30 protein-coding genes, 1 pseudogene and 1 riboswitch are annotated in these 24,830 nt (G+C 65.1%); of the genes and pseudogenes, 16 read left to right on the forward strand and 15 right to left on the reverse strand.

Annotated elements, in window-relative coordinates; all coding sequences use genetic code 11:
• Nucleotides 1–61: 61 nt before the first annotated feature.
• From DSM43276_RS03630 to DSM43276_RS03650, 5 genes are all read left to right on the forward strand, one after another.
• On the forward strand, nt 62–235 hold the full coding sequence (locus DSM43276_RS03630; RefSeq protein ID WP_099051525.1) for a hypothetical protein: 174 nt from the start codon (nt 62–64) through the stop codon (nt 233–235).
• A gap of 2 nt (nt 236–237) precedes the next feature.
• Nucleotides 238–750 carry a cyclic pyranopterin monophosphate synthase MoaC gene (gene moaC, locus DSM43276_RS03635; RefSeq protein WP_078331496.1) on the forward strand — a complete coding sequence of 171 codons (513 nt, stop codon included), beginning with the start codon at nt 238–240 and terminating at the stop codon, nt 748–750.
• On the forward strand, nt 735–1,220 hold the full coding sequence (locus tag DSM43276_RS03640) for a MogA/MoaB family molybdenum cofactor biosynthesis protein (RefSeq protein WP_078331495.1): 486 nt from the start codon (nt 735–737) through the stop codon (nt 1,218–1,220). The genes moaC and DSM43276_RS03640 overlap by 16 nt, the downstream gene beginning before the upstream one ends.
• Nucleotides 1,217–1,645 (forward strand): molybdenum cofactor biosynthesis protein MoaE, encoded by a 429-nt coding sequence (locus tag DSM43276_RS03645; protein ID WP_078331494.1) that lies wholly within the window; start codon nt 1,217–1,219, stop codon nt 1,643–1,645. The genes DSM43276_RS03640 and DSM43276_RS03645 overlap by 4 nt, the downstream gene beginning before the upstream one ends.
• An 86-nt stretch (nt 1,646–1,731) precedes the next feature.
• Nucleotides 1,732–3,039 (forward strand): lipase family protein, encoded by a 1,308-nt coding sequence (locus tag DSM43276_RS03650; RefSeq protein WP_078331493.1) that lies wholly within the window; start codon nt 1,732–1,734, stop codon nt 3,037–3,039.
• Between the two features lie 2 nt (nt 3,040–3,041).
• On the opposite strand, the gene DSM43276_RS03655 is transcribed toward DSM43276_RS03650, so the two are convergent.
• The 5 genes from DSM43276_RS03655 to moaA all read right to left on the reverse strand — a co-directional run bounded on the left by DSM43276_RS03655 (nt 3,042) and on the right by moaA (nt 7,515).
• Nucleotides 3,042–3,749 (reverse strand): class I SAM-dependent methyltransferase, encoded by a 708-nt coding sequence (locus DSM43276_RS03655; protein ID WP_078331492.1) that lies wholly within the window; start codon nt 3,747–3,749, stop codon nt 3,042–3,044.
• Nucleotides 3,750–3,754: 5 nt separating this feature from the next.
• Nucleotides 3,755–4,543: a class I SAM-dependent methyltransferase gene (locus DSM43276_RS03660; RefSeq protein ID WP_078331491.1), complete on the reverse strand. Its 789-nt coding sequence runs from the start codon at nt 4,541–4,543 to the stop codon at nt 3,755–3,757.
• Between the two features lie 132 nt (nt 4,544–4,675).
• Nucleotides 4,676–5,794, reverse strand: coding sequence for a transglycosylase family protein (locus DSM43276_RS03665; protein ID WP_136628982.1), 1,119 nt, complete (start codon nt 5,792–5,794; stop codon nt 4,676–4,678).
• 10 nt (nt 5,795–5,804) lie between these two features.
• A riboswitch (cyclic di-AMP (ydaO/yuaA leader) is annotated at nt 5,805–5,982 on the reverse strand.
• Nucleotides 5,983–6,273: 291 nt separating this feature from the next.
• Nucleotides 6,274–6,522, reverse strand: coding sequence for a MoaD/ThiS family protein (locus DSM43276_RS03675; protein ID WP_078330707.1), 249 nt, complete (start codon nt 6,520–6,522; stop codon nt 6,274–6,276).
• Nucleotides 6,523–7,515 carry a GTP 3',8-cyclase MoaA gene (moaA, locus tag DSM43276_RS03680; RefSeq protein WP_078330708.1) on the reverse strand — a complete coding sequence of 331 codons (993 nt, stop codon included), beginning with the start codon at nt 7,513–7,515 and terminating at the stop codon, nt 6,523–6,525.
• Between the two features lie 92 nt (nt 7,516–7,607).
• Between moaA and DSM43276_RS03685 the strand changes: the two genes are divergently transcribed.
• Both DSM43276_RS03685 and DSM43276_RS03690 read left to right on the forward strand, forming a co-directional pair.
• Nucleotides 7,608–8,021, forward strand: a complete 414-nt coding sequence (locus tag DSM43276_RS03685; protein WP_078324852.1) for a cold-shock protein — start codon at nt 7,608–7,610, stop codon at nt 8,019–8,021.
• Nucleotides 8,022–8,049: 28 nt separating this feature from the next.
• A complete protein-coding gene (locus DSM43276_RS03690) occupies nt 8,050–8,742 on the forward strand; it encodes a DNA alkylation repair protein (protein WP_078330760.1) in 693 nt (230 codons plus the stop codon).
• Here DSM43276_RS03690 and DSM43276_RS03695 read toward each other — a convergent pair.
• Both DSM43276_RS03695 and DSM43276_RS03700 read right to left on the reverse strand, forming a co-directional pair.
• Nucleotides 8,739–9,242: a DUF2771 domain-containing protein gene (locus tag DSM43276_RS03695; RefSeq protein WP_078330709.1), complete on the reverse strand. Its 504-nt coding sequence runs from the start codon at nt 9,240–9,242 to the stop codon at nt 8,739–8,741. The genes DSM43276_RS03690 and DSM43276_RS03695 overlap by 4 nt on opposite strands.
• On the reverse strand, nt 9,239–10,837 hold the full coding sequence (locus tag DSM43276_RS03700; RefSeq protein WP_078330710.1) for an MFS transporter: 1,599 nt from the start codon (nt 10,835–10,837) through the stop codon (nt 9,239–9,241). The genes DSM43276_RS03695 and DSM43276_RS03700 overlap by 4 nt, the downstream gene beginning before the upstream one ends.
• A 139-nt stretch (nt 10,838–10,976) precedes the next feature.
• On the opposite strand from DSM43276_RS03700, the gene DSM43276_RS03705 reads away from it, so the two are divergent.
• Nucleotides 10,977–11,714, forward strand: coding sequence for a DUF3027 domain-containing protein (locus DSM43276_RS03705; RefSeq protein ID WP_078330711.1), 738 nt, complete (start codon nt 10,977–10,979; stop codon nt 11,712–11,714).
• Here DSM43276_RS03705 and DSM43276_RS03710 read toward each other — a convergent pair.
• Nucleotides 11,711–12,172 carry an SRPBCC family protein gene (locus DSM43276_RS03710; protein WP_078330712.1) on the reverse strand — a complete coding sequence of 154 codons (462 nt, stop codon included), beginning with the start codon at nt 12,170–12,172 and terminating at the stop codon, nt 11,711–11,713. The two genes, DSM43276_RS03705 and DSM43276_RS03710, sit on opposite strands and share 4 nt — an antisense overlap.
• Before the next feature lie 41 nt (nt 12,173–12,213).
• Nucleotides 12,214–12,459, reverse strand: a complete 246-nt coding sequence (locus DSM43276_RS03715) for a DUF2530 domain-containing protein (protein WP_078330713.1) — start codon at nt 12,457–12,459, stop codon at nt 12,214–12,216.
• 81 nt (nt 12,460–12,540) lie between these two features.
• Here DSM43276_RS03715 and DSM43276_RS03720 point away from each other — a divergent pair, with 81 nt between their 5' ends.
• From DSM43276_RS03720 to DSM43276_RS03735, 4 genes are read left to right on the forward strand one after another with little or no spacing between them, the layout of a single operon-like run.
• The gene (locus DSM43276_RS03720; protein ID WP_078324858.1) at nt 12,541–12,972 is read left to right on the forward strand and encodes an Rv0880 family HTH-type transcriptional regulator; all 432 of its coding nucleotides are present in this window, start codon (nt 12,541–12,543) and stop codon (nt 12,970–12,972) included.
• 34 nt (nt 12,973–13,006) lie between these two features.
• Nucleotides 13,007–14,329 (forward strand): MFS transporter, encoded by a 1,323-nt coding sequence (locus DSM43276_RS03725; protein ID WP_078330714.1) that lies wholly within the window; start codon nt 13,007–13,009, stop codon nt 14,327–14,329.
• Nucleotides 14,330–15,142 (forward strand): TrmH family RNA methyltransferase, encoded by an 813-nt coding sequence (locus DSM43276_RS03730; protein WP_078330715.1) that lies wholly within the window; start codon nt 14,330–14,332, stop codon nt 15,140–15,142.
• Nucleotides 15,139–15,450, forward strand: coding sequence for a DUF2537 domain-containing protein (locus DSM43276_RS03735; RefSeq protein ID WP_078330716.1), 312 nt, complete (start codon nt 15,139–15,141; stop codon nt 15,448–15,450). Before DSM43276_RS03730 ends, DSM43276_RS03735 begins: the two co-directional genes overlap by 4 nt.
• A gap of 13 nt (nt 15,451–15,463) precedes the next feature.
• On the opposite strand, the gene sepH is transcribed toward DSM43276_RS03735, so the two are convergent.
• The 4 genes from sepH to DSM43276_RS03755 form a co-directional block, all read right to left on the reverse strand.
• Nucleotides 15,464–16,282: a septation protein SepH gene (sepH, locus tag DSM43276_RS03740; protein WP_078330717.1), complete on the reverse strand. Its 819-nt coding sequence runs from the start codon at nt 16,280–16,282 to the stop codon at nt 15,464–15,466.
• Nucleotides 16,283–16,549: 267 nt separating this feature from the next.
• A complete protein-coding gene (locus DSM43276_RS03745) occupies nt 16,550–17,026 on the reverse strand; it encodes a lipoprotein LpqH (protein ID WP_078330718.1) in 477 nt (158 codons plus the stop codon).
• A gap of 90 nt (nt 17,027–17,116) precedes the next feature.
• Nucleotides 17,117–17,425: a DUF202 domain-containing protein gene (locus tag DSM43276_RS03750; protein WP_078330719.1), complete on the reverse strand. Its 309-nt coding sequence runs from the start codon at nt 17,423–17,425 to the stop codon at nt 17,117–17,119.
• A complete protein-coding gene (locus DSM43276_RS03755; RefSeq protein ID WP_078324964.1) occupies nt 17,422–17,766 on the reverse strand; it encodes a YidH family protein in 345 nt (114 codons plus the stop codon). The genes DSM43276_RS03750 and DSM43276_RS03755 overlap by 4 nt, the downstream gene beginning before the upstream one ends.
• A 115-nt stretch (nt 17,767–17,881) precedes the next feature.
• On the opposite strand from DSM43276_RS03755, the gene DSM43276_RS03760 reads away from it, so the two are divergent.
• Together DSM43276_RS03760 and DSM43276_RS03765 are read left to right on the forward strand one after the other, a co-directional pair.
• A complete protein-coding gene (locus DSM43276_RS03760; RefSeq protein WP_078330720.1) occupies nt 17,882–19,111 on the forward strand; it encodes a saccharopine dehydrogenase family protein in 1,230 nt (409 codons plus the stop codon).
• 69 nt (nt 19,112–19,180) lie between these two features.
• Nucleotides 19,181–20,041, forward strand: coding sequence for a PaaX family transcriptional regulator C-terminal domain-containing protein (locus DSM43276_RS03765; protein ID WP_078330721.1), 861 nt, complete (start codon nt 19,181–19,183; stop codon nt 20,039–20,041).
• Here the strand turns inward: DSM43276_RS03765 and DSM43276_RS24055 are convergent.
• Nucleotides 20,034–20,420: pseudogene (locus DSM43276_RS24055) on the reverse strand (hypothetical protein). The gene DSM43276_RS03765 and the pseudogene DSM43276_RS24055 sit on opposite strands and share 8 nt — an antisense overlap.
• 2 nt (nt 20,421–20,422) lie before the next feature.
• Nucleotides 20,423–21,370, reverse strand: coding sequence for an alpha/beta hydrolase family protein (locus DSM43276_RS03775; protein WP_412458689.1), 948 nt, complete (start codon nt 21,368–21,370; stop codon nt 20,423–20,425).
• A 356-nt stretch (nt 21,371–21,726) separates the two neighbouring features.
• On the opposite strand from DSM43276_RS03775, the gene DSM43276_RS03780 reads away from it, so the two are divergent.
• Both DSM43276_RS03780 and DSM43276_RS03785 read left to right on the forward strand, forming a co-directional pair.
• A complete protein-coding gene (locus DSM43276_RS03780) occupies nt 21,727–22,950 on the forward strand; it encodes a bifunctional glycosyltransferase family 2/GtrA family protein (protein WP_078330722.1) in 1,224 nt (407 codons plus the stop codon).
• On the forward strand, nt 22,947–24,812 hold the full coding sequence (locus DSM43276_RS03785) for a glycosyltransferase family 39 protein (RefSeq protein WP_078330723.1): 1,866 nt from the start codon (nt 22,947–22,949) through the stop codon (nt 24,810–24,812). The genes DSM43276_RS03780 and DSM43276_RS03785 overlap by 4 nt, the downstream gene beginning before the upstream one ends.
• Nucleotides 24,813–24,830 lie beyond the last annotated feature (18 nt).

Here is a 24,830-nt window from a genome sequence, read left to right on the forward strand (position 1 = left end):
GACACCAGCGTAGAGGCGGGTTGGGTTCGCCGTCGTGCTCCCGGCCTGCCACAATGGCTTCGTGGCTGACAAGAAGCAATACGTCGACAACGGCTGGCCCGCACATGTGGACGGTGAGCACGCCGTCTCCGAACTCGCGGCCGACCGCACCGGAGCGCTGTCCCCCTTCGGCGACATCGAGTTCCCGGTGCAGTCCGTGCCGTACGTGCACCCCGTCACCGTCATCAACAAGTAACGGTGTCCGACGGTCTTCGCGATAGCGGCTCATCCCAGCCTGACCGTCTCTCTCATATCGACGAGCACGGATCCGCCCACATGGTCGACGTCTCGGCCAAACAGGCCACCGCCCGCGAGGCGGTCGCGGCCGGATGCTTCGTCACCACTCCGGAAGTCCTGACGCTGTTGGCCGACGGCACGCTGCCCAAGGGTGATGCCATCGCCACCGCCCGGCTCGCCGCCATCATGGCCGCCAAACGCACCAGCGAGCTCATTCCGCTGTGTCACCAGATACCACTCACCGGCATCGACGTGGACTTCGAGATTGACGCGGCCGCGGGATCCATTCAGATCACCGCCATCGCGCGCACCAACGACCGCACCGGGGTCGAGATGGAAGCGTTGACCGCCGTGACGGTCGCCGGATTGACATTGCATGACATGGTCAAGGCGGTCGATCCGGCATCGCGCATCGACGATGTCCGAGTGCTGCGTAAAGAGGGCGGCAAGACCGGAACATGGACTCGACCCTGAGATCCGCGCGGGTGATCGTGGCCTCCACTCGGGCGGCCACCGGTCAGTACCCCGACAAAACCGGACCCGTCATCGTCGAATGGCTTGGCGCACAAGATTTCCGTGTTGGAGAGCCGATCGTCGTGCCCGATGGCGACACGGTGGGAGCGGCGATCCGCGCCGCGGTTTCCGATGGAGTTTCGTTGGTCATCACCACCGGCGGCACCGGGCTCTCACCCACCGACGCCACACCCGAACAGACCGCGCCACTGCTGGACTACCAGATTCCCGGCCTGGCCGATGCCATCAGACGCTCCGGGCTGCCGACCGTGCCCACCAGCATTCTGTCCCGCGGCGTGTGTGGAGTTGCCGGCCGCACCCTGGTGGTCAACCTGCCCGGCTCCACCGGCGGGGTGCGCGACGGACTCGCGGTGCTCGACGGCGTGCTGGGCCATGCACTGGACCAGATAGGCGGGGGTGATCACGTATGAGCGCTAGCGTCTCTCGTGCGCTGTTGACCGCGGAGCGCATCTCGCTGATCGAGCACGAGCAACTCGTCGATCACGAATCTGCGGGAGCCACAGTCGGATTCGTGGGCAATGTGCGCGACCACGACGGCGGCAAGACGGTGCTGCGGCTCGAGTATTCGGCACATCCGTCGGCCCAGCAGGTGCTGACCGACGTGGTACAGCGCATCGCCGCCGAGGCAGAGGGTGTGCGCGCGGTGGCGGTGAGCCACCGCATCGGCGCGCTGACGGTAGGCGAGGCGGCCTTTGTGGTGGCGGTGAGCGCCGACCATCGCCGTCAGGCATTCACCACCTGCCAGCGCCTCGTCGACGACGTCAAGGCGGCGCTGCCGGTATGGAAGCACCAGTTTTTCGCCGATGGCAGCAACGAATGGGTGGGCTCGGCCTGAAAAATCCGGGCCCCGATTGGGGTCTGGTACCTAAAAACCCAGATCAGGGCGTTGCGAGGCCATGGGTGCGCTAGTTTCCCTAATTCATGAGCACTTCCGTGCAACCGAAACACCGCGCTGAGGCGCCGGCGCCCCAGATCTTCCCGCACCCCGGTAAGCGCCCGGCGCATCCCGCCGATGATCCGTTCCACGTTCCGCCCGACGGTTTCGGGGCCGCGGCACCGGGAACAGTTCTGCGTGCCCGCCCTGTGGACATCGGATTCCTGGGGCTGCGGCGCCAGCGAGTGGCCGCCTGGCAGCTGCTCTATCGGAGCACCGATCCGCATGGCGCGCCTGAGGTTTCGGTCACTACCGTGCTGGTCCCCGCCGGTCATGATCCGCACTCGCCACGTCTGCTGGCGTACCAATGCGCGATCAACTCGAGCGAGCGATCCTGCTTTCCTTCCTACTGCCTGCTACAGGGTGCGCGTGGACCGTTCGCCAACCCGCAGATCGAATTGCTACTGATGGCCGCCGCGTTGCGCCAGGGCTGGATCGTGAGCGTCGCCGACCATGGCGGGCAGCCCGGGCGTTATGTCGTCGCGCGCCAACCCGGCTACCACGTACTCGACGGTCTGCGGGCCACGTTGCAGTTCGCCGAACTGCGGCTTCCTGCCGATACCGCAATTGGATTGTGGGGGTATTCCGGTGGTGGGCTTGCCAGTTCGTGGACCGCGGAGATGGCACCGGACTATGCCCCCGAACTCAACATTGTCGCGGCGGCGTTGGGCTCGCCGGCCTCGGACCCCAGCAAGATCCTGGAGAGGGCTGACGGAGGGTTGTTCGCGGGGCTGGGCATCGCCGCGATCTCTGCTCTGCGCGGAAGCTACCCCGCATTGGATTCTGTTCTGACGGAGCACCTTACGTGTCGGGGTGAGGAGGTCATGGCGACCGTACGGGGGCTCTCGACGGGTCAGGCTGTTGGGCGGTACGCAATGCGCAACTTCGATCGCTTTGTGGACTTGCCGATCGCCGAACTGATGGCGCTGCCCGACGTCGTCGCGATGAGCGAGGACCTCCGCCTGGGTAAGGTGGCGCCGACGTGCCCGGTGTATATCTACACCGCAGTACATGACCAGCTCGTCGGCATCGATGAGGTGGATCGCCAGGCCCAGTTCTACGCCACACACGGCGCCGATGTTACGTACCGGCGTGACCGCCTCAGCGAGCATCTATCTCTGGTGATACTGGGTGCACCGGCCGCCCTGCGGTGGCTGGCGCAACGCCTGGAGGGAATGGCACCCGAATCCGGCGCCCGCACTGTGAATTCCATGCTCGGCTCCACGCCCGCGCTATGGACCATGGCGGTGATGTCGGCTGCGGCGGCCCGCGTGTTCGCGGGCCGCCAGCTGTAGTCTTACGCCCGTTCGGCGATGACCGTGTACACGGGGATATAGAGCAGCGGATCGTCGAGATCCTGTTCCAGCCGCTCCAGCCGCTCGGGATCTCCGCGGTAGGTGCCGCGAATCGCGTTGAGGAACTCCGCCTTTGGCGCCGCCATGGTCGTCGGGTTCAACTGCAGTACGTTCCATCCGTTGGCGAGTAGCACCTCTTCGATGTCCTCTGCCTGCAGAGCGTTCTGGAACGGGGTCGGGATGCCGTGCACGCCGCCCTGGGCGAAACACCATATGTACCAACGTGCTCCGGGGCGCGTGGCACGGTGCAGCGCGCTCGCGTACTTCGCGTGTCCCTCGTGGTCGAAACAGTGGTATACGCCGCTGTCGATCACGGTGTCGAACCGTCCGTCCCAGCCGTCGAGCTCGGTGGCGTCGGCGACCTGGAAGTCGACGGTGACGCCGGCGGAGGCCGCCCGGCCCTTGGCCTGCTGGATCGCGGAGGGGGCGAAGTCCAGTGCGGTGACGTTAAAACCTTGCCGAGCAAGGTAAATGGCATTATCGCCAAGGCCGCAGCCGATATCCAGGACGTCTCCGCGGACCGCGCCGAGCAGGGCCAGCTCCTTGATGCGGGGTTTGGCATCCTGGGAATCCCACGGGATGATGGGCCCGCCGTCCTTGACACTTTCTCGGTACAGATCCTCGAACGTGTTCTGAGTGGGTGCGGTCATGTTGTTCAGTCCCTTTCCGCGACGATGTTGAAGAACGGCATGTGGATCATGTCGTCGTCCAGCTGCTGGAGACGCTCAAATGTCTTCTGTGCTTTGTCGGCCACGCCCGGCCGTTGATAACGCTCGCGCATATCGGCGGGCATCTGTTCCGGATCGATACCGGCCAGTGCGGCACCGACGAAGGCCGTCCGGGATCCGAGATATGTTGTTCGGCCGAAGTATTGGATGTTCCAGTTGGCTTCGGACAACACGCTCTTGATCTCCTCGGGATCTTGCACGCCGAATGGCATCGCGATGCCGTTCACGGTGCCATCACCAAAGCAGGCGATGAACCAGCGTGCCCCCGGCCGGGTGGCCCGGTGTAGTGCCTTCGCATACTGCTGATGGCCATCGTGGTCGAAACAGTGATACACGGCGCTGTCGATGGCGGTATCGAACTGTGCGTCCCAGCCATCGAGCTTGGTCGCGTCGGCCACCTGGAGGTTGACGGTTACGCCCGCGACGGCGGCCCGTTGCTTCGCCTGTTCGATGGCCGAAGGAGAAAAGTCGAGGCCGGTGACCGAGAGTCCTTGCTGGGTGAGATAGATCGAGTTTTCACCGAGACCGCAGCCGATGTCCAAGATGTCTCCGCGCAACGCGCCATAGGCGGCGAGCTCTTTGATTCGTGGTTGCGCATCCCTGATATCCCAGGGCACGCCCGCCGCGGGGGCGCCGCCGACCATGGGTTTGCCGTTGTAGACCGCTTCGAATGTTTCTTGACTGGGAACGTCCGGGGGAGTGGTCGGTGCCGTCATGGTGACCAACGTACGCCTCGAAGCTGGGACGTCAACCCCCTTGACAAGGGGCCTACACTTCCCGTCGAAAGGGTTACCCCGCAACGACAATCGCCCCGGCCGTGGCGGCCGGGGCGATTATCTAGGTACGAGTTAGCGCTGTGCCAGAGCCAGGATTGCGTCGCTGGCCTTGACATCCTGCGTCTGCATGGCGAAGACGATGTCCTTCAGGTAGGACACTCCGCGACTGTCCTGAGGAGTGACATCGGTGGTGCCGGGAGGCAGGTTATTGGGATCGGGCAGATGCCGCACCACACCGGCGACCGCGTCAGGGTTCAGCGTCCCATTGGAGGCAACCGGACCGGCGTCGAACGCGGCCTTACCAGCGGCGAATCCGATATCCGCTGCGTCCGGGACACCCGCGGGAAGCGGGATCTCGGGAGCTGCCGCGGCGGGTGCCGGGGCCGGCTCGGGGGCCGGTGCGGGCTCGGCGGGCGCCGGGCCGGACTGGAGCTCGTACGGCAGGACCTGGTCCTCGGCGGCGGGGGCTTCGGGAGCCGGAGCCTGCTCGGGGGCCGGTGCCTCGTCAACGACAGGTGCCTCAGGTGCCGGCGCGGCGATGACCTCGGGAGCCGGGGCTTCCTCGGCGGGGGCCACGGGCTCGGGGGCGGGTGCGGGCTCGGCCGGGGCGGGAGCGGACTGGAACTCGACGTCCTGGGCCTCGGGTGCGGGCACCTCTTCGGGGGCCGGGGCCTCCTCGACAATGGGCGCCTCGGGGGCCTCGGCGACGAACTGCTCGTCGGCTTCGGGTGCCGGGGCGGGCTCAGGAGCCGGGGCGGGCTCGGCGGCCGCCTGCTCCTCATGATGCGCGGCAGGTGTGATGTTCGCGGCGGGGGCCGTCCGCGGGGTGGAACCGGACAGGCCACGGCCGCAGACCGGCCAGGCGCCACGGCCTTGGCCCGCGAGCACCTTCTCGGCGACCGCGATCTGCTGTTCCTTGGTGGCCAGGTGAGCGGACGGGGCGTACTGGCCGCCACCGCTGTTGATCCAGGTGCTGGGCGAGAACTGCAGCCCGCCCTGGTACCCGTTACCGGTGTTGATGGCCCAGTTGTTACCCGATTCGCAGCGCGCGACCTGGTCCCACTCACCATCGGTGGCTGCTGCGGCCGTCGCGGCCATCATCAGACCGCCGCCGACAAGGCCTGCACCTGCTACCGCGACCTTGGCCGCCTTAGCGCCCGCCTTGGTGGGCTTACTGTGCCGTCCACTCATATGTCCGTCGTATTCCTCTCTGTGACGCACCTGCGAAGTCAGCTGTCGGGTTCGAACGAGAGGTCGCTCGGCCCGGTTGCCCGGGCTTCACCCCAAGAACCATGGAGGTTCGTGCTGGAGATCGAGATCTCCGGCGGTTGGGTTCCCCGCCTCCGTCCCTTGGTTTACCGACGAGGTGCCACACCCGAGGGACGGAGCTCGGTGCGCGGGTATGGGCTTCGGATGACGGTACGTGCCCGCGCGCATCTCGTCATGTTGGACATTCACCGGTGTTTCGTCCACGGCGGGGTGGGTTTATTCCCGTCAGTGGTGGGGTCTGCGCAGGTTATTGGGTAGCTCCACCACCCCGTGTCCGCGTCGTGACCGTACTGTGACCTTCCGATGTGTGTCGCAGATCACGAAATTGGCCGGCGGTCTCTGTATGCGACTCTCAGAGTTACCTTAGAGCTTCCTTAAGAAAAGGATGGGCCAGCGCGCTTCTATCCACCAGCGAACGGAGGCAGAACATCCACGACAGCACCGGATTCCGGCCGGTGGGAGCGGTCGCGGACCGCCACACCGTCATGGAGAAAGGAACAACGCGCCAATACGCGTTCCAGTTCCGCTCCTTTTGTGGCCAGGTGACGGGTCAGATCGTCGAAAGAGGCCCCTGTGGGGAGCTCGACGGTCTCCTCCTGGACACCTGCCGCGGTCGCGGCAGCGGCGAAGTACCGAACGCGAATGCTCACCTAACCGCCGATCGCACTCATGGGACGGTCCGGCTGCAGGAACGATGGGTCGTTGATCCCGTGTCCCGCTTTCTTCCCCCACATGGCGGTCTGCCACGCCGAGGCCACGGTCGCGTCGGTAGCGCCCGAGCGGAGCAGCCCGCGCAGGTCTGACTCGGCGGTGGCGAACAGGCAATTGCGCACCTGCCCGTCAGCCGTCAGCCGGGTGCGGTCGCAGTCCCCGCAGAACGGCCGCGATACCGACGCGATGATCCCGACCGTGGCGGGGCCTCCGTTGACCAGCCAGCGTTGTGCTGGTGCGCTGCCACGGGGTGCCGGATCCGTACTCAGCGCGAATTCCCGGCTCAGAGCGGCGTGAACTTCGTCGGCCGTCACCATGTGGTCTCGGCTCCAGTTGTGCTCGGCGTCCAGCGGCATCTGTTCGATGATGCGCAGCTCGTATCCGTGTTCCAGGCTGAACCGCAGCAGTGCGATGGCGTCCTCTTTGTACTGCTCGGGCGTCAAAACCGCGTTGATCTTTATCGGTGCAAGTCCGGCGGCATCGGCGGCTTCGAGTCCCCTGAGGACATCGGACAACCGATCGCGGCGGGTGATCGCGGCGAAACGATCGGCGTCCAAGGTATCGAGCGACACATTGATGCGATCCAGCCCGGCGTCTCGGAGCGCGGCAGCCTTGCGGTCCAGGCCAATGCCGTTGGTCGTCAGCGCGATATCGGGTCGCGGGGAGAGGGCAGCCACCGCCGCGACGAGTCTCTCCAAGTCCTTGTATATCAACGGTTCCCCGCCGGTGAATCGGATGCTGCGGATGCCCAGCTCGGTCACCGCGATGCCGATAAGCCGAACGTATTCGTCGGCGGTGAGCAGTGTGTCGCTGCGCAACCAGTCCAGTCCCTCTGCGGGCATGCAATACGTGCAGCGCAGATTGCACCGGTCGGTCAATGACACCCGTAAGTCGGTCGCGATGCGGCCGAACGAATCAATCAACGGGGTCATAAGTCCAGCGTAGCGACCACTTGCGTGCGCCGAGTAGGATGACCAGTCACCGCGCCCTATTTGGGGCGCGTTAATCATGTGAGGTGAGTGCAGTGCCAACCGGCAAGGTGAAGTGGTACGACGCCGAGAAGGGCTTCGGCTTCCTGTCGCAAGAGGATGGCGAGGACGTGTACGTCCGGTCCTCGGCGCTGCCTGCTGGCGTTGAGGGGCTCAAGGCTGGACAGAAGGTCGAGTTCGGCATGGCCGCGGGCCGTCGCGGTCCGCAGGCACTGAGCCTCAAGTTGATCGACGCGCCGCCGTCGGTGCAGAAGACGCGCCGCGAGAGCAGTGGGCCGGTGAATCACAAGCACACCACCGACGAACTGCACGGAATGATCGAGGACATGATCACCTTGCTGGAGGGCACGGTGCAGAGCGAGCTGCGCAGGGGGCGTTACCCGGACCGCAAGATCGCCCGCAAGGTGTCCGAGGTCGTGCGCGCTGTCGCCAGCGAGTTGGACGCCTGACCTGAGCTCCATCCGCGCCGAAGATGTGATCGCGGCGCTCGATGCTGTCGGCGATACCGGCCGGGCCACGAAGTCGGCACAGTTCTTCAAGACCGGTCCTGGCGAATACGGCGAGGGCGATGTCTTCGTGGGCGTGTCCGTACCGGATCAGCGCAAGCTCGCGCGGCAGTTCCGTGGCATCGGACGCGACGCGGTCGTGCGGCTGCTGGCCAGTGATGTACACGAGCACCGATTGACCGGGTTGATCCTGGCGGTTTGGGAATTCGCGCACGCCGAGGGCGCCGAATGTGAAGCGTGGGTGCAGATGTACCTGCAGCAGGTCCGCGACGGCCGGGTGAACAACTGGGACCTGGTTGATTCCTCGGCGGAGCAGATCCTGGGAGAATGGCTTGTCGGCCAAGACTATTCGCTGTTGCTAGAGCTGGCTGCGGAAGACGACCTCTGGCGTCGACGGGTGGGCATCATCGCAACCTTCGCCTTCACGAAGCGCGGTGACGCGCAACCCCTGCTCGCGGTGGCGCCGCTGGTCATCGGGGACCGCCGCGACCTCATTCAGAAGGCCTACGGTTGGATGCTGCGTGAGGCCGGAAAGCGTTGTGGCACCGAGATGCTCATCGAGTATCTGGATGGACATGCCGCGGCCATGGGTCGCACGGCACTCCGTTACGCCACAGAGCATCTCGATGCCCAGGCGCGCGCGGAGTATCGCGCGCGGCGCTAGTTCTTCCAGACGGTGGCTACGGACCAGATGGCGTGGGTGACCTCGATCAGATCCCCGGTCTCGGTCTGAACCACCGTCGGGAGCTTGATTTCCAGGCCCAGCAGCCGCCGGCCCTCACTGTCGACCGTCGGGATCGTCACGGCGGTCCGGTGGTCGCGGTACACACTTGACTCGGCCCGTTTGTGATCGACGTCGCCCACCGGTGCGTAGATTCGGGACAGCATCCACGGTGCTTTGGCGATCCGTCCATCTACCGAAAGCTGCACGGGTTCATGGGCATTGACGACCAGCTCAACGGTGCGGCCCAGCGGGTCGCATTGGTCCAGCTTGTTCTTGTCGCAGTACTGGTAGGGCGTGGCATGGATGACGGTGCCATGGGTGAAAGCACTGATTTCGGGCCGCTCGTCTTCATGCCCGCGCAGCTGCCAGGCGATGAACCCCACCATCGCGGCAGCGGTCAACACCATGACGGCGGCAAGTGCCGCCAGTTTTGCCTTCACGCGACTACCTTGCCACCCTCTTGTTCGGCCATCACCGGGCGGTTACCGCCCAGGCCCGGAATCAAGGAGACACCGCGGAAGCTGGCCAGCGTCTGGGCCAGGCCGAGGATGAGTACCGCCGATATCACCGTGAACCCCACCCATAGATCGGTGTAGATCATCACGCCGATCGCGCCGCCGAGCACCCAGGACAGCTGCAACAGTGCCTCGGAACGCCCGAACGCCGATGCGCGGGATTCCTCGGGCAGGTCATCCTGCAGCGAGGCATCCAGAGATGCCTTCGCGATGGCGCTGACCCCCGATGTCACCAGCGTCGCGAACACCACGACCGCCAGGACCCCGGCGAAGGCCGCCGCGAGCGCCACCACTGTGACCGCGCTGGCGCACCGCACCACGAGGAGGGCGGGGCGGCCGAGCTTGAGCCGAGCGCTGGTGGCATTGCCGGCGAAGTTTCCGATACCGGCGGCGGCACCGATCATGCCCAGCATCGCGAGCTGTTGAAAGCCGTGCGCATCATGGGATTTGGCGACGAAGGCCGGGTAGAGGGTGAGGAAACCCACCATCACCTTGATGGTGCTATTGCCCCACAACGCGGTGATGATGTTGCGGCCCAACGGCTGGCGGATCTTGTCCTGCTGCTTGTGAGAGCGGCGGAGCAATATCGTCGGGTGTTCGCCGTCGTCGCCGTGATAGCCGAAAGTCGTAGGCACCTCACCGGCGGTCACCTCGACCCACTTCGGAATGCGCATGGATGCCCAGGCGCCCACCGCCGCGGCGGCCATGACGGCGAACAGTGCTCCGGGCAATTGGAACAGCCGGGTGAACGAGAGCTCGAAAGCCCCGGCGATCGCACCGCCCACAATCGTCCCGCCGACCAGGCCGAAGGTGGTGAGTCGCGAGTTGACCCGAACCAGGTCGATTGTCGGAGGCAGCACACGCGGTGTGACGGCGCTCCGCAACACACCAAAGGACTTGGACAGCACCAGCATTGAGAGCGCGCACGGATATAGCACCCAGGGCGGGAAGCTGCCGCTGGCGCCGTCGTAGTTGGCGATCATGATCACGGCCAGCGCGATGCGCAGCCCAAACGACCCGGCGAGCGCGACCCGGCGTCCGTGTTGCAGACGATCCAGCGCGGGACCTATCAGCGGCGCGATGACCGCGAACGGTGCGATGGTGATGAGCAGATACAGCGCCACCTTGCTCTTGGACTCGGCGGTGGCGGCGGCGAAGAAGAGTGTGTTGGCCAGGGCCACTGCCATCGCGGCATCGACCGCGAAATTGGCCATGACCGGATAGGTGAGTGCGGTCAGGCCCGATTTGTCGGCACCGTCGGCCGTCGCGGCCTTGTGAAACAGCCCGTACATTCGGGAGCCCATTTCACGGCTGCGCATCGCGGCGACCCGGGTGACCGTCAGCTTCGGCGGGATCTCCTGGTCGGGCGGGGGCTGTCGGCGCACCCGCTCGCGGCGTTCCTCGCCGAGCGGCGGGAGGTATCGATTCGATGAGCCGCTCGCGCGACGGGGATCGCGCTTCGATGAGCCGCCCGCGCGAAGAGGATCGCGCGGGGAGCCACCCGTCGGATAGTTGGCCATACCGGGGTGGGAGTTGGCGTCGCGCGCATCCTGATTTCGGCGACGAGATGGGGAGTCACTACCTGGTTGGCGGTTCCCGAACCGCGCGTAGTCGTCCCGCACGCATCAATTGTCCCCCACGGTGAGAAGATGGTCAGCGATGGACATCACTATCTCCGGCCGCGACGCCCTTTACACCTGTATCGACCAGGCTCGTACAGCCATCGTCGAGTTCAGTGGGGAGACCGTGGGCAAGTACCTCGGGGCCTCCTCCGAGAGCACCGATCTGCACGCGTTGACCCACCGTTTCGAGGCTGAGCTGCCGGGGTATCGCGGATGGCACTGGGAGGTGGTGATGGCCGCCCCACCGGGAGCGACCGCTGCCACCGTGAGTGAGGTGGTGCTTGTTCCGGGCACCGAGGCGCTGCGCGCACCGAACTGGGTGCCCTGGGATCAGCGCGTCCGCCCGGGCGATCTGGGCCCCGGCGATCTGCTCGCGCCACCGCCCAATGATCCGCGATTGGTGCCCGGGTACACCGATAGCGGCGATCCGCAGGTCACCGAGACCGCGGGTGAGATCGGGTTGGGGCGCAAACAGGTGCTGAGTCTGGCCGGGCGCGTCGATGCCGCACAGCGGTGGTTCGAGGGCGAGTGGGGGCCGGATACCGACATGGCCCGTGCCACCCGTCGGGTGTGCCGGTCCTGCGGTTTCTACCTGCCGCTGGCCGGGTCACTGGGTGTCACGTTTGGGGCATGCGCCAACTCGATGGCCGCCGACGGCCGCGTCGTGCACATCGAGTACGGCTGCGGCGCTCATTCCGATACGCCGCAGCCGGTCAACTCCGCGATGCCGTTGTACGAGCCCTTTGACGACGGCGTCCTGGATCTAGCGGACTAGGCGTTTTCCGCCGCATCCTTGATTTTCGACAGCGAGGTCCGCATCCCTTCAAGGAGCACCACGTCGAACACCTCGGTCCCGCCGAACATCAGGTTCTGCAGGTTGGTGGAGATGGGCGAGCGCTTCTCGCCCAGCACGCGGCGCTCGGTCACTCGGGTACCACCGGATGCGGTGGGCTCCAGGTCGTAGCTCCACTCGCTCAGGTTGTCCTTGATGTGCCAGGCCAGGCGCCTATTGGGCTCGACGGCGGTCAGCACGGCCCGTGTCGGCCATACCTTCCACCCCTTGCGGTTGTAGTTGATGACATTGGTGCCCGCCTGTACGGGGCCGCGCACAAACATCTTGCGGGTCTGCGGGCTCCACCGGGGCATGTTGTCGAGGTCGGCGATCAATCCCCATACCTTTTCCACCGGCGCGTTGATCTCGACGGCGGTTTCCAGCAGTGATGCATTGGGCATGAGTTTGCTCCTCTTTCCGGGGTGTTTGCGGGTTTTTCGAGCTACAAGCCGGTTTGCGCACCGCGTGAGCCGCGCCGCGCCGCACGCACTTGGAGCAGGACGATGGTCGTGCCCAGCGCGCCGGTACCGAGTCCGGCGAGTGTTATGGGGCGCCAGCTTTCGAACGCGGGAACCGTGAAGGCAAGGATGTTGGCAACGAGCCAGAGCAGGGTGCCTGCGACGACAACCGGCCACGGATTGAGCAGTGCGGCCGGGAGCGGGGGCGGTTGGGGCGCGGGGGTGTCCACTAGATGCGCAGCATACGTGGGGAAGAACTACACCGGGCTAGGTCCCTGTGAAAGCCCTGGACGTGCCGTAAGGTTTGGGCCGTGAGCGACCCCGATGCCCGGTTGGCCAGCGATCTGTCGCTTGTTGTCATCCGCCTGGCCCGGCATCTGCGCTTTCGTCGTGCGGATTCGCCGGTCTCGTTGACACAGTTGTCGGCATTGGCAACGTTGCTCAACGAGGGTGCGATGACCCCGGGCGCGCTGGCTGCCCGTGAGCGCGTGCAGCCACCGTCGATGACGCGGGTGATCGCTTCGCTGGCCGAGCTCGGGTTGGTGGAGCGTTCGGCGCATCCGACTGACGGCCGCCAGGTCGTTGTCTCGCTGTCGGAGGCGGGCGCAGACATCGTGCTGGCAGATCGCAGCGCCCGCGAGGAATGGCTGCGCGAGCACCTGGACGATTTCACCCCGGACCAACGCACGGTGCTGCGGCAGGCGACCGACCTGCTCTCGGCGCTGGTCAATGAAAACGGTTAGCTGACAATCTCGTTAGTCTCTAAAATGATCTACCGTGGCTGACCGCGGCGGGATATTCGCATCGCTGCGCACACGCAACTACCGGCTGTGGATCAGCGGGCAGATGGTATCGCTCATCGGTACGTGGATGCAGCGAGTGGCGCAGGACTGGCTGGTCCTGGACCTCTCGCATGGCAACGCCTTCCTGCTCGGCACGGTGATGGCGCTGCAATTCGGTCCGACGCTCTTGCTGTCGGTGTGGGGCGGGATGCTGGCCGACCGCTACGACAAGCGGCGGATGCTCATGGTCACCCAGGCGCTGATGGCGCTGTTCGCGTTGACCGTGGGCCTCTTGCAGATCACCGGGCTGGTCCGGATCTGGCACGTGATGGCGGTGGCCTTCGCGATGGGATGCGCCGCGGCGATCGAGGCGCCCACCCGGCAGTCCTTCACCATCGAGATGGTGGGCCCGGAGTACCTGCCCAACGCGGTCGGGCTCAATTCGATGGTGTTCAACCTCGCCGGCGTGATCGGGCCGGCGATCTCCGGTGTGCTGATCGGGCTGGTCGGCACCGGCTGGGTCTTCCTGCTGAACTTCGTCAGTTTCATCGGTGTGGGGATCGCGCTGTGGCGCATGCGACCAGATGAGCTGCACCCGAGTGATCCGGTCCCTCCCGCCAAGGGGCAGCTGCGCCAGGGATTCTCGTATGTATGGCACCGACGCGACTTGTTCATGATCATGCTGACGGTGTTCCTGGTCTCGACGTTCGGGCTGAACTTTTCGCTGACGCTCGCGGTGCTGGCGCGTGAGACCTTCGGTCGTGGCGCGGAGTCGTACGGGCTGCTGTCAACGGCACTGGCCATCGGCACGCTGTTAGGTGCCACCTTGGCCGCCCGGCGCACCGAGAAGGTGCGCATGAATTTGTTCTACAGCGCCGCCATGGCTTTCGGGGTTTCCGAGGCTGTCGTCAGTGCGATGCCCTCCTACCTCTCGGTGGCGGTCGCACTCATCCCGACAGGTCTGCTTGCGCTGACGTTCACCACGTCGGCGATGAATATCATTCAGCTGTCCGTGGATTCGCAGCTGCGAGGAAGGGTGATGGGCATCTACATGGTGGCTTTCCTGGGTGGCACCCCGCTGGGCAGCCCATTGGTGGGCTGGCTGGCCGATCTACATGGTGGGCGGATGCCGCTGCTGATCGGTGGGGTGGTGTCAGTGGCCGCCGGGCTGACATGCGCGGTGTATTTGCGCCGTCATCCGTGTCCGGTTGTCACCGAGGTGGTTCCGGAGGCCGGCCAGATAAGTCCCGGACCCATTCCGCCTGCTCCGGTCGCAACCCCGGTGTGTGAACCGACGCCGCTGGCGAGGCGGGTCTAGATGCTGGTCATTGACGTAGACAACGCCGCCGATCCCCGTTTGGACAGCTTCCGCGATCTCAACAGCGTCGACCGCAGGCCCGATCTGCCCAGTGGCAAGGGACTGGTGATCGCCGAGGGCGTACTGGTTGTGCAGCGCATGGTGGCCTCGCGATTCGCCCCCTTAGCCCTCTTGGGTACCGACCGTCGATTGACCGAGCTCGCAGGCGATCTCGGCCCTGTTGATGTTCCGTATTACCGGGCAAGTGCCGAGGTCATGGCGGAGGTCGTCGGCTTTCATCTCAACCGCGGCGTGCTCGCCGCGGCGCGGCGTCCCGTGGAGCTGTCGGCGGCCGAACTGATGCAGAACGCACGCACGGTGGCGGTGTTGGAAGGTGTCAACGACCACGAGAATCTGGGCTCGATCTTTCGCAACGCCGCGGGAATGGGAGTGGACGCGGTGTTCTTCGGCAGTGGCTGCGCCGACCCGCTGTATCGGAGGGCGGTGCGGGTGTCGATGGGACACGCGCTGCTGGTGCCGTTCGCGCGCCTTCCGGAATGGCCGAAGTCGCTGTACAGGCTGCGGGACAATGGGTTCCGATTACTGGCGATGACTCCGGCCGGGGACTCTCGGGCGTTGGCCGATGCGTTACCGCCGTTGCAGGGGGAGAAGGTGGCGCTGATGGTGGGTGCGGAGGGCCCGGGATTGACCGATGTTGCACTGCGTGCCAGCGATTTTCGAGTGCGCATTCCGATGGCCAACGGCACCGACTCGCTGAACGTGGCCACCGCCGCCGCGTTGGCGTTCTATGAGCGCGCTAGGCTCGCGCCATGACCGGCGATCCCCAGCCCGCGCGAAGAGCGAAAGGCCCGTCGGACTCAGACACCCCGTGGGCCGAGGGCATCGTCTCGGCGATGTGTGTGGCCGTGGTGGTCGCGGTGGGTGTGGTGGTACTGAGTCTCGGCCTGGCGCATGTACATCCGCTGTGGGCGGTTCTGCTCAATATTGTTGCTGTGGGGGGTCTTTCGCCAACGTTATGGGGTTGGCGGGAGCGCCCGGTGTTGCGATGGTTCGTGCTGGGGATCGCGATCGGGATCGCCGGCGGATGGGTGGCCGCCGTGGTGACCGCCCTGATCACCTAGGGCGCGGCCCCACTTAGTTCTGGCCGCTGGAGCGAACGCCAAGCAGCACGTCTTCCCACGTGGGTACCGTCGGCTTGCTCCGGCGTGAGCGCCGCGGTGCCGGCGCCGGCTGCGCGTTGGTGTGCTCCTCGGTCACCGCGGGTTCCGGTTCGCGGACCGGCTCGGGCTGCGGTGCGGAACGCTCGTTGAACAACTCCGGCTCGGGCTCGGGGAGGAGGGGAGCTACCGGCGCGACGGGGCGCAGGCTTCGGGAGAACGTCGGGTCGATGAGCTCGCGTGCGGAATCGTCGAGCGCGGTCACCGTGCCGCCATGGGCCCCGGGAGTGAACCGGAAGTGTGCCTTATTGTCCGACCGGCCGGCGCGCCACAACAGCTGCACGGTCCACCGGCCGTCCTCGACCTTCCAGGCGTCCCATTCAATGCCATCGGGGTCGAGTCCCCGCGCGAACATCGCACCGGCGACGGTATCGGCGAGCGTGTTGACCGTGGGGCCATCGCTGCGAACAGGATGTGCCGCGGTGGCCATCTCGGCTGCGCGCTGTCGTTCCAGCAATACGGGATGAGCGAACCGCTCGATTCGCGAGACATCGACTCCGGCGGAGGTGGCTACTTGCTGGACGGTGGCACCGGCCCGGATGCGAGCCTGAATTTCCCGGGGTCGCAACGAGCTCTCCATTTCGATCTCGATCTGTCCCAGACGGGACAGATCGCGCCGGGCAGCTGCGCGGAGTCTGTCGTCGGCGTCGATGACGAACTTGTCGGCGCCATTGGCGTCCTGGCAGACCACTCGCTTGCCGTCGGCTGACAGACCGATGACTTTCAGTTCGCGCACGATGTCCTCCTCGCCCTGGACTGGATGCTCCAGTTCTCCGGACCTTAGTGCAGGTAGAGGGCCATTCTGTGGTGACACGCGGGGGTGGGGGCTACTTGCTTTTCAGGACGGTTCGCGCTATGTGACGCGTGTGGCAGATGTTGTTTGCCGCCGGGCGCGCGGCCTGGTGCTGATAACGCGAATCGAGTGCGAGCCTGGCGCGGGTTCTTGGCGTGATTTCCGCGGGAGGCTCGCACTCGATAGCGCGCTAGATCGGAATCGCGTGCCCTACGGGCAGGTGACCTCGATTTCGAATGGCTTGTTGGTGGGCTGCATGGGGTTGGCCATGTCCACCGCGATGGCGGTGCCTTCGATGTGGTACTTCTTGCCGTCCTTGGTGGCCTTCGCGCTCGCTCCGGGGGTGCCTTCGGAGAATGCCAGCGACTGCCCGCCGAGGCTGCCCAGGCCCGCGGACTTCACCGTCGGTGAATCGCCGTCCGTCACCACGGCGCCAAAGCCCTGTGCGCCGCTGCCGATGACGATGTTGACGTTGCCGTTCGAGGCCTGGCAGACGACAGCACCTTCGATCTTCTGCTCCTTGCCGTCGATGACGACCTTCGCGCTGCTGTTGGTGGCAACTGCGCCGGCGCCATTGCTGACAGTGGTGCCCTTGGTCTCGGATTTGTCCTTATCGCTCGAACAGCCGACCAGACCTGCGGCGATAATCGCCGCGCCGCCAATGGCGACCACAAGCCCACGCTTCATAGCGTTCTCCTTATATGTGATGAGGGGTGGAGTCGAACAGGACAAAGTATGTGTCGGTAACGGGGCGGGGTACGCGAAACGCCGGTATACCTACGTACCCAGATTTGAGATATCGATTCCGGTCGACATCAGAATCACCACCACCACGGTCAGGGTGGTCAGTGCGATGGGCTTGCCGCCGTGGTGCCAGTGCCCCCGGGCCAGCGCGTGGTGGCGCACTGTGCTGATCGCGACGATGCCGAGCACAACCCCGGTGGCGATCAACGACGCCCCCGCGGTCTGTTTGTGGATGAGTGCGTGAGTGATGAAGACCGCAGCGGTTCCCGCGGCGGCCAACCCGGTGCGAAGCCAGGCCAGGGCTGTGCGTTCGGCGGCGCGAGTCTCGTGAGCCGCCCTCATCGGTAGAAGACCGCGATCGATGCCAGGATCGCGACTAGTCCGATGCTGACGGCGAGTAGGGGTACCAGCAGGGTGCCCTTGAGTGGTTGGTCGCGGTCCATCCGGTCCTTCACGTCGCGCCAATGCACATATGCGCCAATCGACACCACTACGGCAAGGGCCAGGCAGGACGCTGCCAGTACATGCCGGACTCCGGCATGGTGAAACGGTTGGACGAGCGTCTGGACCGCGACACCGCCGGCGAGCAATCCGAGCGCGGTGCGGATCCAGGAGAGGAACGTGCGTTCGTTGGCCAGGGTGAAGCGGTAGTCGATCTCGGGATCTTCGGGTGGTTCCGTCACCCGGCCCAACTTACCGAGCACCGCACCGGCACCGGAGTCAGTTGATTTCTCAATGTCTATCAATATCTATCAATACATAAACGATCGTTCTGAAATTGATAGGTACTATGGGTGTATGAAGGTTCTAGCTTTAGGTGGGGCGGGCGCCATGGGCGCTGTTGCTGCCCGCACCGCTCGTGAAATGTCGGGTGTCGAGGAGATCGTCATCGCCGATCGTGATCTCGGTGCTGCCGAGGGATTGGCGCGACAGTTGGGGGTGGGCCGCATACCGGTCCGAGCCGTCGAGATCGATGTCACCGACGAGGCGGCGCTACGTGCAGTCCTGGAACCGATGGATCTCGTTCTGAACACCGTTGGTCCGTACTTCCGTTTCGGATTGACGGTGCTGCGTGCGGCGATCGAGACGCGAACGCACTATCTCGACATCTGCGACGACTGGGAGCCGACGTTGCAGATGCTGGACCTCGATGGGTTGGCACGCGAACATGGGGTCTGTGCGGTGATCGGTATGGGCGCGAGTCCAGGGATCAGTAACCTGCTTGCCGCCATCGCCGCAACGGGATTCGATTCGATCCACGATATCTACACGGCATGGCCAGTGGATGTCGGCGCCGACGGCGATGACACCGAAGGCAAGGCCCAGTTGTTGAGCTCAGGTGGCCGGCCCACCGCCGCGGCGGTGCATTGGATGGAGCAGGCCAGCGGCACGATCACCGCGGTGGGTGCCGGGCAACTCATCGAGCAGCGTCCGTTGAGTCCGGTCGTGTTGAACCTGCCGGCGGGGCACCGGGGCACCGCCTACTCGATTGGGCATCCGGAACCGATCACGTTGCAACGCAGTCTGAAACCGATCGGCACCGCACTGAACCTCATGGTCATCACACCGTGGACAGTCGCGTATCTCGACGCGCTGCGTCGGGATATCGACGCCGGATTGCTCACCCTGGAACAGGCCGCGGTTGCGTTCGCGGTGCCCGGATGGCGTCGCGCGGTGCGCTCCGCCTGGGCAGCGCTTCGCCTGCGGGGCCCCGGCACGCTTCCGCCGTTCTTCGCGGCGGTCACGGGCGAGTGGCAAGGGGATCGGCAGACTGCGGTCGCACGCCTGAACATGGCTGGTCCGCAAGCACAGCCGATCAGAAGTGCGTTGCGTGATATGGCTCGCATCACCGGCGTGCCGCTGGCCCTGGGCATGGCGCAGGTGATCGACGGCACGGCGCGCCGCGCGGGAGTTCACCCGCCCGAGGCGGTCATCGAGCCGCAGCGGTTCTTCGCCGAGCTCGGGGTGGCACTCGGGTGTGACAGCGGGGTTTCGCCGTACCTGGTCGAGCGGGCGTCGCTGCCTTGATTCGATCGGGACTCCACCGAACGTAAGATGGTCGAACACAATGTGGCGGCGGCTTCGTGAGGTGAACGTTTGGACATCGAACACGTCCTGAACTCTGCTGTCTCCACCCGCAGTGTGGTCGAGAGCATGATCCGCGAGGACGCGACCATTGCTGCCGGTGAGCTCTACGACGTCGCCAACATTCTCGGCATGAGTGATCAACAGGTCCGCCTATGTGTCAAACGTCTTGTCGCCGAGGGTCGTTTCACGCAGGAGGGACGGGGCCGCAAGGCAGTTCTGCATGCCACGGGGGCGTCAAGGAGCGCCCTCGAGCCGGACTTGGATTTCGTGCGCTATATGTACGAGCAGGATCGCGGCCTTGCTCCGTGGGATGGCCGGTGGCATCTTGTCGCATTCGCGGTACCCGAATCGTCCCGCCCGGCGCGCGATGCCATGCGCGACAGCATCCTTCGGTTGGGTGGCGCACCGATCCAGGGTGGCCTGTATGTGTGCGCCAATGGCTGGGAGGCCCGTATCGGGGCGACGGCTGAACAGCTCGGCGTGGCCGATCACGTCACGATGTTCACCACGACCGATCTTGTGCTTGGTGGTCAGTCCGGGGCCCGAGAGCTGGCTGAGCGGCTATGGCCGATCAACGCGATCGCAGATCGGCACCACAGGCTCCTGGCGGTGGCGGAAGCGATTCTTCCCGCGCTGCGCACCGCGTCACAGACCGAAGTTCTCACTCTGGCCGTTGCGCTGGCGGCGGAGTTCACCCAGGCGGTCGAACCCGACCCGCTGTTGCCGCCGCAGCTGCTCCCGCAGCCCTGGGTGGGCACGGCCGCCCGTGCATCGGTCGCCGCGTGCTGGGGCGAGCTTGCGAAATACGAAGCCGAACAACCAATTCAATTGTTCGGCTGGTATGGCGAAGCTATTCGACAGGTCATCTGAGCCGTTCGGTGCGCATCATCCGTGCGATCGCCGCGCAGCCCAGCACGGCGCCAAGAACCGTCAGTGCACACCAGAACCAGCCCCATGATGGTGGCAATGGAGAGAGTATGAATGCCGCCAACGCGTACACGCCGATGGCCAGGCGAAGGCGCAGCACGGTGTTGAGGTTGGCAAGGGTCACTGTGACAGTGATTCGGCGCAAGACGAACAGTTTGACGGCGAACATTCCGAGCAGAAATGTCAGGCCGAGCAGCTGGACCCACGGTGGCGGAGCGCCCTTTCATGGTGACGAAAAGGGCAGTGTCGCCACCGCCAGTATTACGGCCCCCCCGGCTTCGTAGAACGCCAGCCGCCGCGTGGTGTGCCGCTTGCGCCTCACGATCAGCGCACCGCTTGTCCCGCAACGTAGTTCCGCAGGTTATCCAAATAGCCGGGGGCGTAGAGCGAACGCGGAGAGAACACCGCGACCATCGTCGAGCGCCAATTCTCGTCGTTGTCCAGATCGGCCTTGACGATGTTGTGCGATGCCTTCGGGTACCGCTGCACCGTCAGCTGGTGCGGCGGCAGTGCCCGCCGGTAGACCTGCTCGGTCTCGTCGACATCGACGTTGAGATCCTCGTCGCCGAGGGCCAGGAGAACCGGCACCTTGACCTGCGGCAGGGTGTCGGTCACATCGGCCCGATAGTTCTTGCGCACAAAGTTCCATCGATCAGCCGACATGGGATCCGAATCCTGTTGTACTGCAAGGTACTGCTCGTAGGTGGCATTGTCGCGCAGTGGTTGTAGTGACTTTTCTCGGCGACTTAGCGCGGCGTCGATTTCGGACCTGGAGGCTCCGCGGTGCCGCAGGTTGGCAAGCAGGTTGTACTTGCCCTGCCGTAGCCAATTCACAGCCGCGCCAACGAGAATCACGAATTGTAGATCCGGCCGACGCGCGGCGACCTCGGGTACCACCCACCCGCCTTGGCTGATGCCCCACATCCCGATCCGTCGCGGGTCAATGTCGGTGCGCTGGCGGGCCCAGTCGATCGCTGCTTCCGCTTCGGCGGCCCGGTCGTGCATGCTTTGATACAGCCAGTTACCCTGTCCCCCATTGACTCCCGGCTTGTTCCAAGACAGCGAGGCGTACCCTGCCTTGGCGAACGACTCCCACATCGGCTCGTAGAAGCCGTCCCGTGTCGCATTCGCCGCACCGTCACCGTGCACGAATACCACTAAGCCGAATGGTCCATCGCCATGATGGGGCAACGCGAGTGTTGCTTCAAGCGGCCCGATGGAGCCGGGAATGGTCAACCGCTGCGTCCTTATCGCGAAGTCATGCGCGTACATCACCCAGCCGCCGGCACCCAAGACCAGTGCGACAACGCCGCCCAGGGCAATGAGAAGCCGCGTGTTCCGGCGATTCGAACGATGAAAGGAGGCGCCAAAACTATCAAACATCATACGATCGTATACGCTGCAATAGCCCTAAGAGGGCTTGATCAGGGTTATGTGTGCGCTCGGTGGTGAGCCGTGCCAGGCGCGTACAGGCATGTGTGAATGCCGCGGGTTCGGAGTCCCCGGACGGTCGCAAACCTCGTGGTGCGTGATGCCCGGGAGGTCGAAAGCCCGCGGCGGAACCCCTCACAGGAAACTCACAGTGGCGACCCAGTCGCGTCGGAGCCGGAGACACCATTGTCACTGATGTGACCAGTGTGATGCAGCCGATCGACACCGCGACGGCACCGACCTCCGTACTCGCGACGACCCTCGACATCGTGATTCCCGTGTACAACGAGGAAAACGACCTGGAACCGTGCGTGCGTCGTTTGCATGCGTTCCTGGCTGGCGAGGTGCCGTACACGGCGCACATCACCATCGCCGACAACGCCAGTACCGATCGCACCCTGCAGATCGCGCATCGGCTTGCCGATGAGCTTGACGGCGTTGACGTGCTGCACCTGGAGGAGAAGGGCCGGGGACGTGCGCTGGCCGCGGCGTGGTTGTCCTCGGACTCCGAGGTTGTCGCCTACTGCGATGTAGACCTGTCCACCGACCTCAACGCGCTGATGCCGCTTGTCGCACCCCTGATCTCGGGCCACTCAGATGTCGCCTACGGATCGCGGCTCAACCGCAACTCACGCGTGGTCCGCGGCCCCAAACGCGAGTTCATCTCACGTACCTACAATCTGATCTTGCACGCTTCGCTGCAGGTGAGATTCTCCGATGCCCAGTGCGGCTTCAAGGCAATCCGCACCGACGTTGCGCGCCAACTACTTCCGCTTGTCGAGGACAAAGAATGGTTTTTCGACACCGAGCTGCTGGTACTGGCCGAGCGCGTCGGTCTGCGCATTCACGAGGTACCAGTCGACTGGGTGGATGACCCAGACAGCCGGGTCGACATCGTCGACACCGTGCGCAAGGACCTGCTCGGAATCTGGCGGTTGGGACGGGCACTGATGCTCGGCACCCTGCCGCTGGACGAGCTTCGTCACAGCCTTGGCCGTGAACCACTCGTCGAGGGTGTGCCTCCCGGAATGGTCGGCCAGCTGGTGCGATTCGGGATCATTGGTGTGGCAAGCACATTGGCCTACGCGCTACTGTTCCTGGTCTTGCACGGGGCGGTGGGGGATCAGGCTGCCAACTTCCTGGCGCTGCTCATCACTGCGGTGCTCAACACCGCGGCCAACAGATTCTTCACCTTCGGAGTGCGGGGTCGGCGCAACGTTGCCAAGCATCAGTTCCAGGGGCTTGTCATCTTCGGCATCGGGTTGGCCTTGACCAGTGGCTCGCTCGTCGCGATGCACCACCTGGTTCCGGACGCCTCTAAGCATCTGCTGCTGATCGTGCTGACCGTGGCCAACCTGGTCGCGACCCTGGTCCGGTTCGTCGGATTGCGTTGGGTGTTCAGAAGCGCGAACGATCGATGATCCGGGAGCGGATCAGCGTTGGTCTTCTGCTGATCGGCACCGCGGCCGCGTACCTGGTCAACCTCGGGTCCAACGGCTGGGCCAACTCGTTTTATTCGGCTGCGGTGCAAGCGGGTTCGGTGTCCTGGAAGGCCGCGTTCTTCGGATCCTCCGACGCCGCCAACTCGATCACCGTTGATAAGCCCCCCGCCTCGCTATGGCTCATGGAACTTTCGGTGCGCATCTTCGGTCTCAGTAGTTGGAGCATTCTGGTGCCCCAGGTGCTTCTGGGTGCGGCGTCGGTCGGCCTGCTGTACCTGACCATCCGCCGGTACTTCGGCCACCGGGCCGGTCTGCTGGCTGGGCTGGTACTCGCGGTGACGCCGGTGGCGGTGCTGATGTTCCGGTTCAACAATCCGGACGCGCTGCTGGTCTTCCTGATGATCGCCGCGGTGTGGGCCATGTTGCGCGCCATCGAGGATGGCCGCACCCGCTGGCTGCTTCTGGTCGGGGCGCTGGTCGGATTCGGTTTCCTGACCAAGCAGCTGCAGGTTCTGCTCGTCATCCCGCCCATCGCACTGACTTATCTGGTCGCCGGACCCGTGGTCGCCGGGAAGCGCCTCGCGCAGCTCACCGGATCGGCTGCCGCGGCAGTAGTTTCAGCGGGATGGTGGATCGTCATGGTCGAGCTGTGGCCGCCCGGCTCGCGCCCGTGGATCGGCGGATCGCCCGATAACTCGATCCTCGAGCTGACCCTCGGCTACAACGGGCTGGGCCGCATCAACGGTAATGAGAAGGGCAGTGCCTCGGGCCCGCGCGATGAGATGTATGGCTTCGGCGGCCACTTCGGCAGCGAACCCGGGATCGGCAGGTTGTTCCAACCGGCCCTGGGTGGGCAGATTGCCTGGCTGCTCCCGACGGCACTGGTCCTGGCGGTGTTGGGATTGGCCCTGCTACGCAAGGAATCCCGGACGGACACGCGTCGGGCGGTGCTGCTTGTCTTCGGATTGTGGATGCTCACCACGGGCGCCGTGTTCAGTTACATGCAGGGCATATTTCACCCTTACTACTCGGTGGCGCTGGCACCCGCTGTCGCCGCACTCGTGGGCGCGGGAGCATCCCTGGCCTGGCGGAAGCGCGAAAGATCATGGGTAAGAGCTTCTCTGGCCGCGACTCTGGCTCTTACCGCAGTGCTGGCCTGGATCCTGCTGGGCCGGTCACCGGAGTTCCAGCCGTGGCTGCGCTGGGCGGTTCTGGCCCTAGGGGTACTCGCACTTCTCGGCATCGTCCTGAACAGATATCCCAGGGCTGTCGTCGCCTTGGCGCTCGTGGTGGCGCTCGCCGGTCCGATCGCCTACTCGATCCAGACCATCGCGACGCCGCACAGCGGAGCACTCCCGTCGGCTGGGCCCGAGGTCAAGGGAGGCGGTTTCCCGGACTTCCCGGATATGCCCGAGCGAGAGCATCGTCCCGAATTTGAGCGCGGTTCTCCGCGCGGTGGCGGTCTGCTGGATGGAAGCGATCCGGGCCCCAACATTGTTGCCGCGCTGGAAGGCAACGCCGACCGCTACACCTGGGTGGCAGCGGCGGTGGGCTCCAACCAGGCCTCGGGATACCAGCTGTCCACCGGTCGGCCCGTCATGCCCATCGGTGGATTCAACGGGACCGATCCGTCACCGACGCTCGCGCAGTTCCAGCAGTACGTGGCCGATGGGCAGATCCATTACTTCGTAGATGGGGAGCGCGCCAACCACGGCGGCGAGGGATTTGGCGCCCCCGGCAGTGAGACCTCGAAGTCCATCCGTGAGTGGGTGCAGAACACCTTCGCCAAACAGACGATCGACGACGTCGATGTTTACGACCTCACGGAGGCAACGCGGTAGTGCTCCCTCTGGGGGCAC

This window comes from Mycobacteroides salmoniphilum, from assembly GCF_004924335.1.
Taxonomy (GTDB): domain Bacteria; phylum Actinomycetota; class Actinomycetes; order Mycobacteriales; family Mycobacteriaceae; genus Mycobacterium; species Mycobacterium salmoniphilum.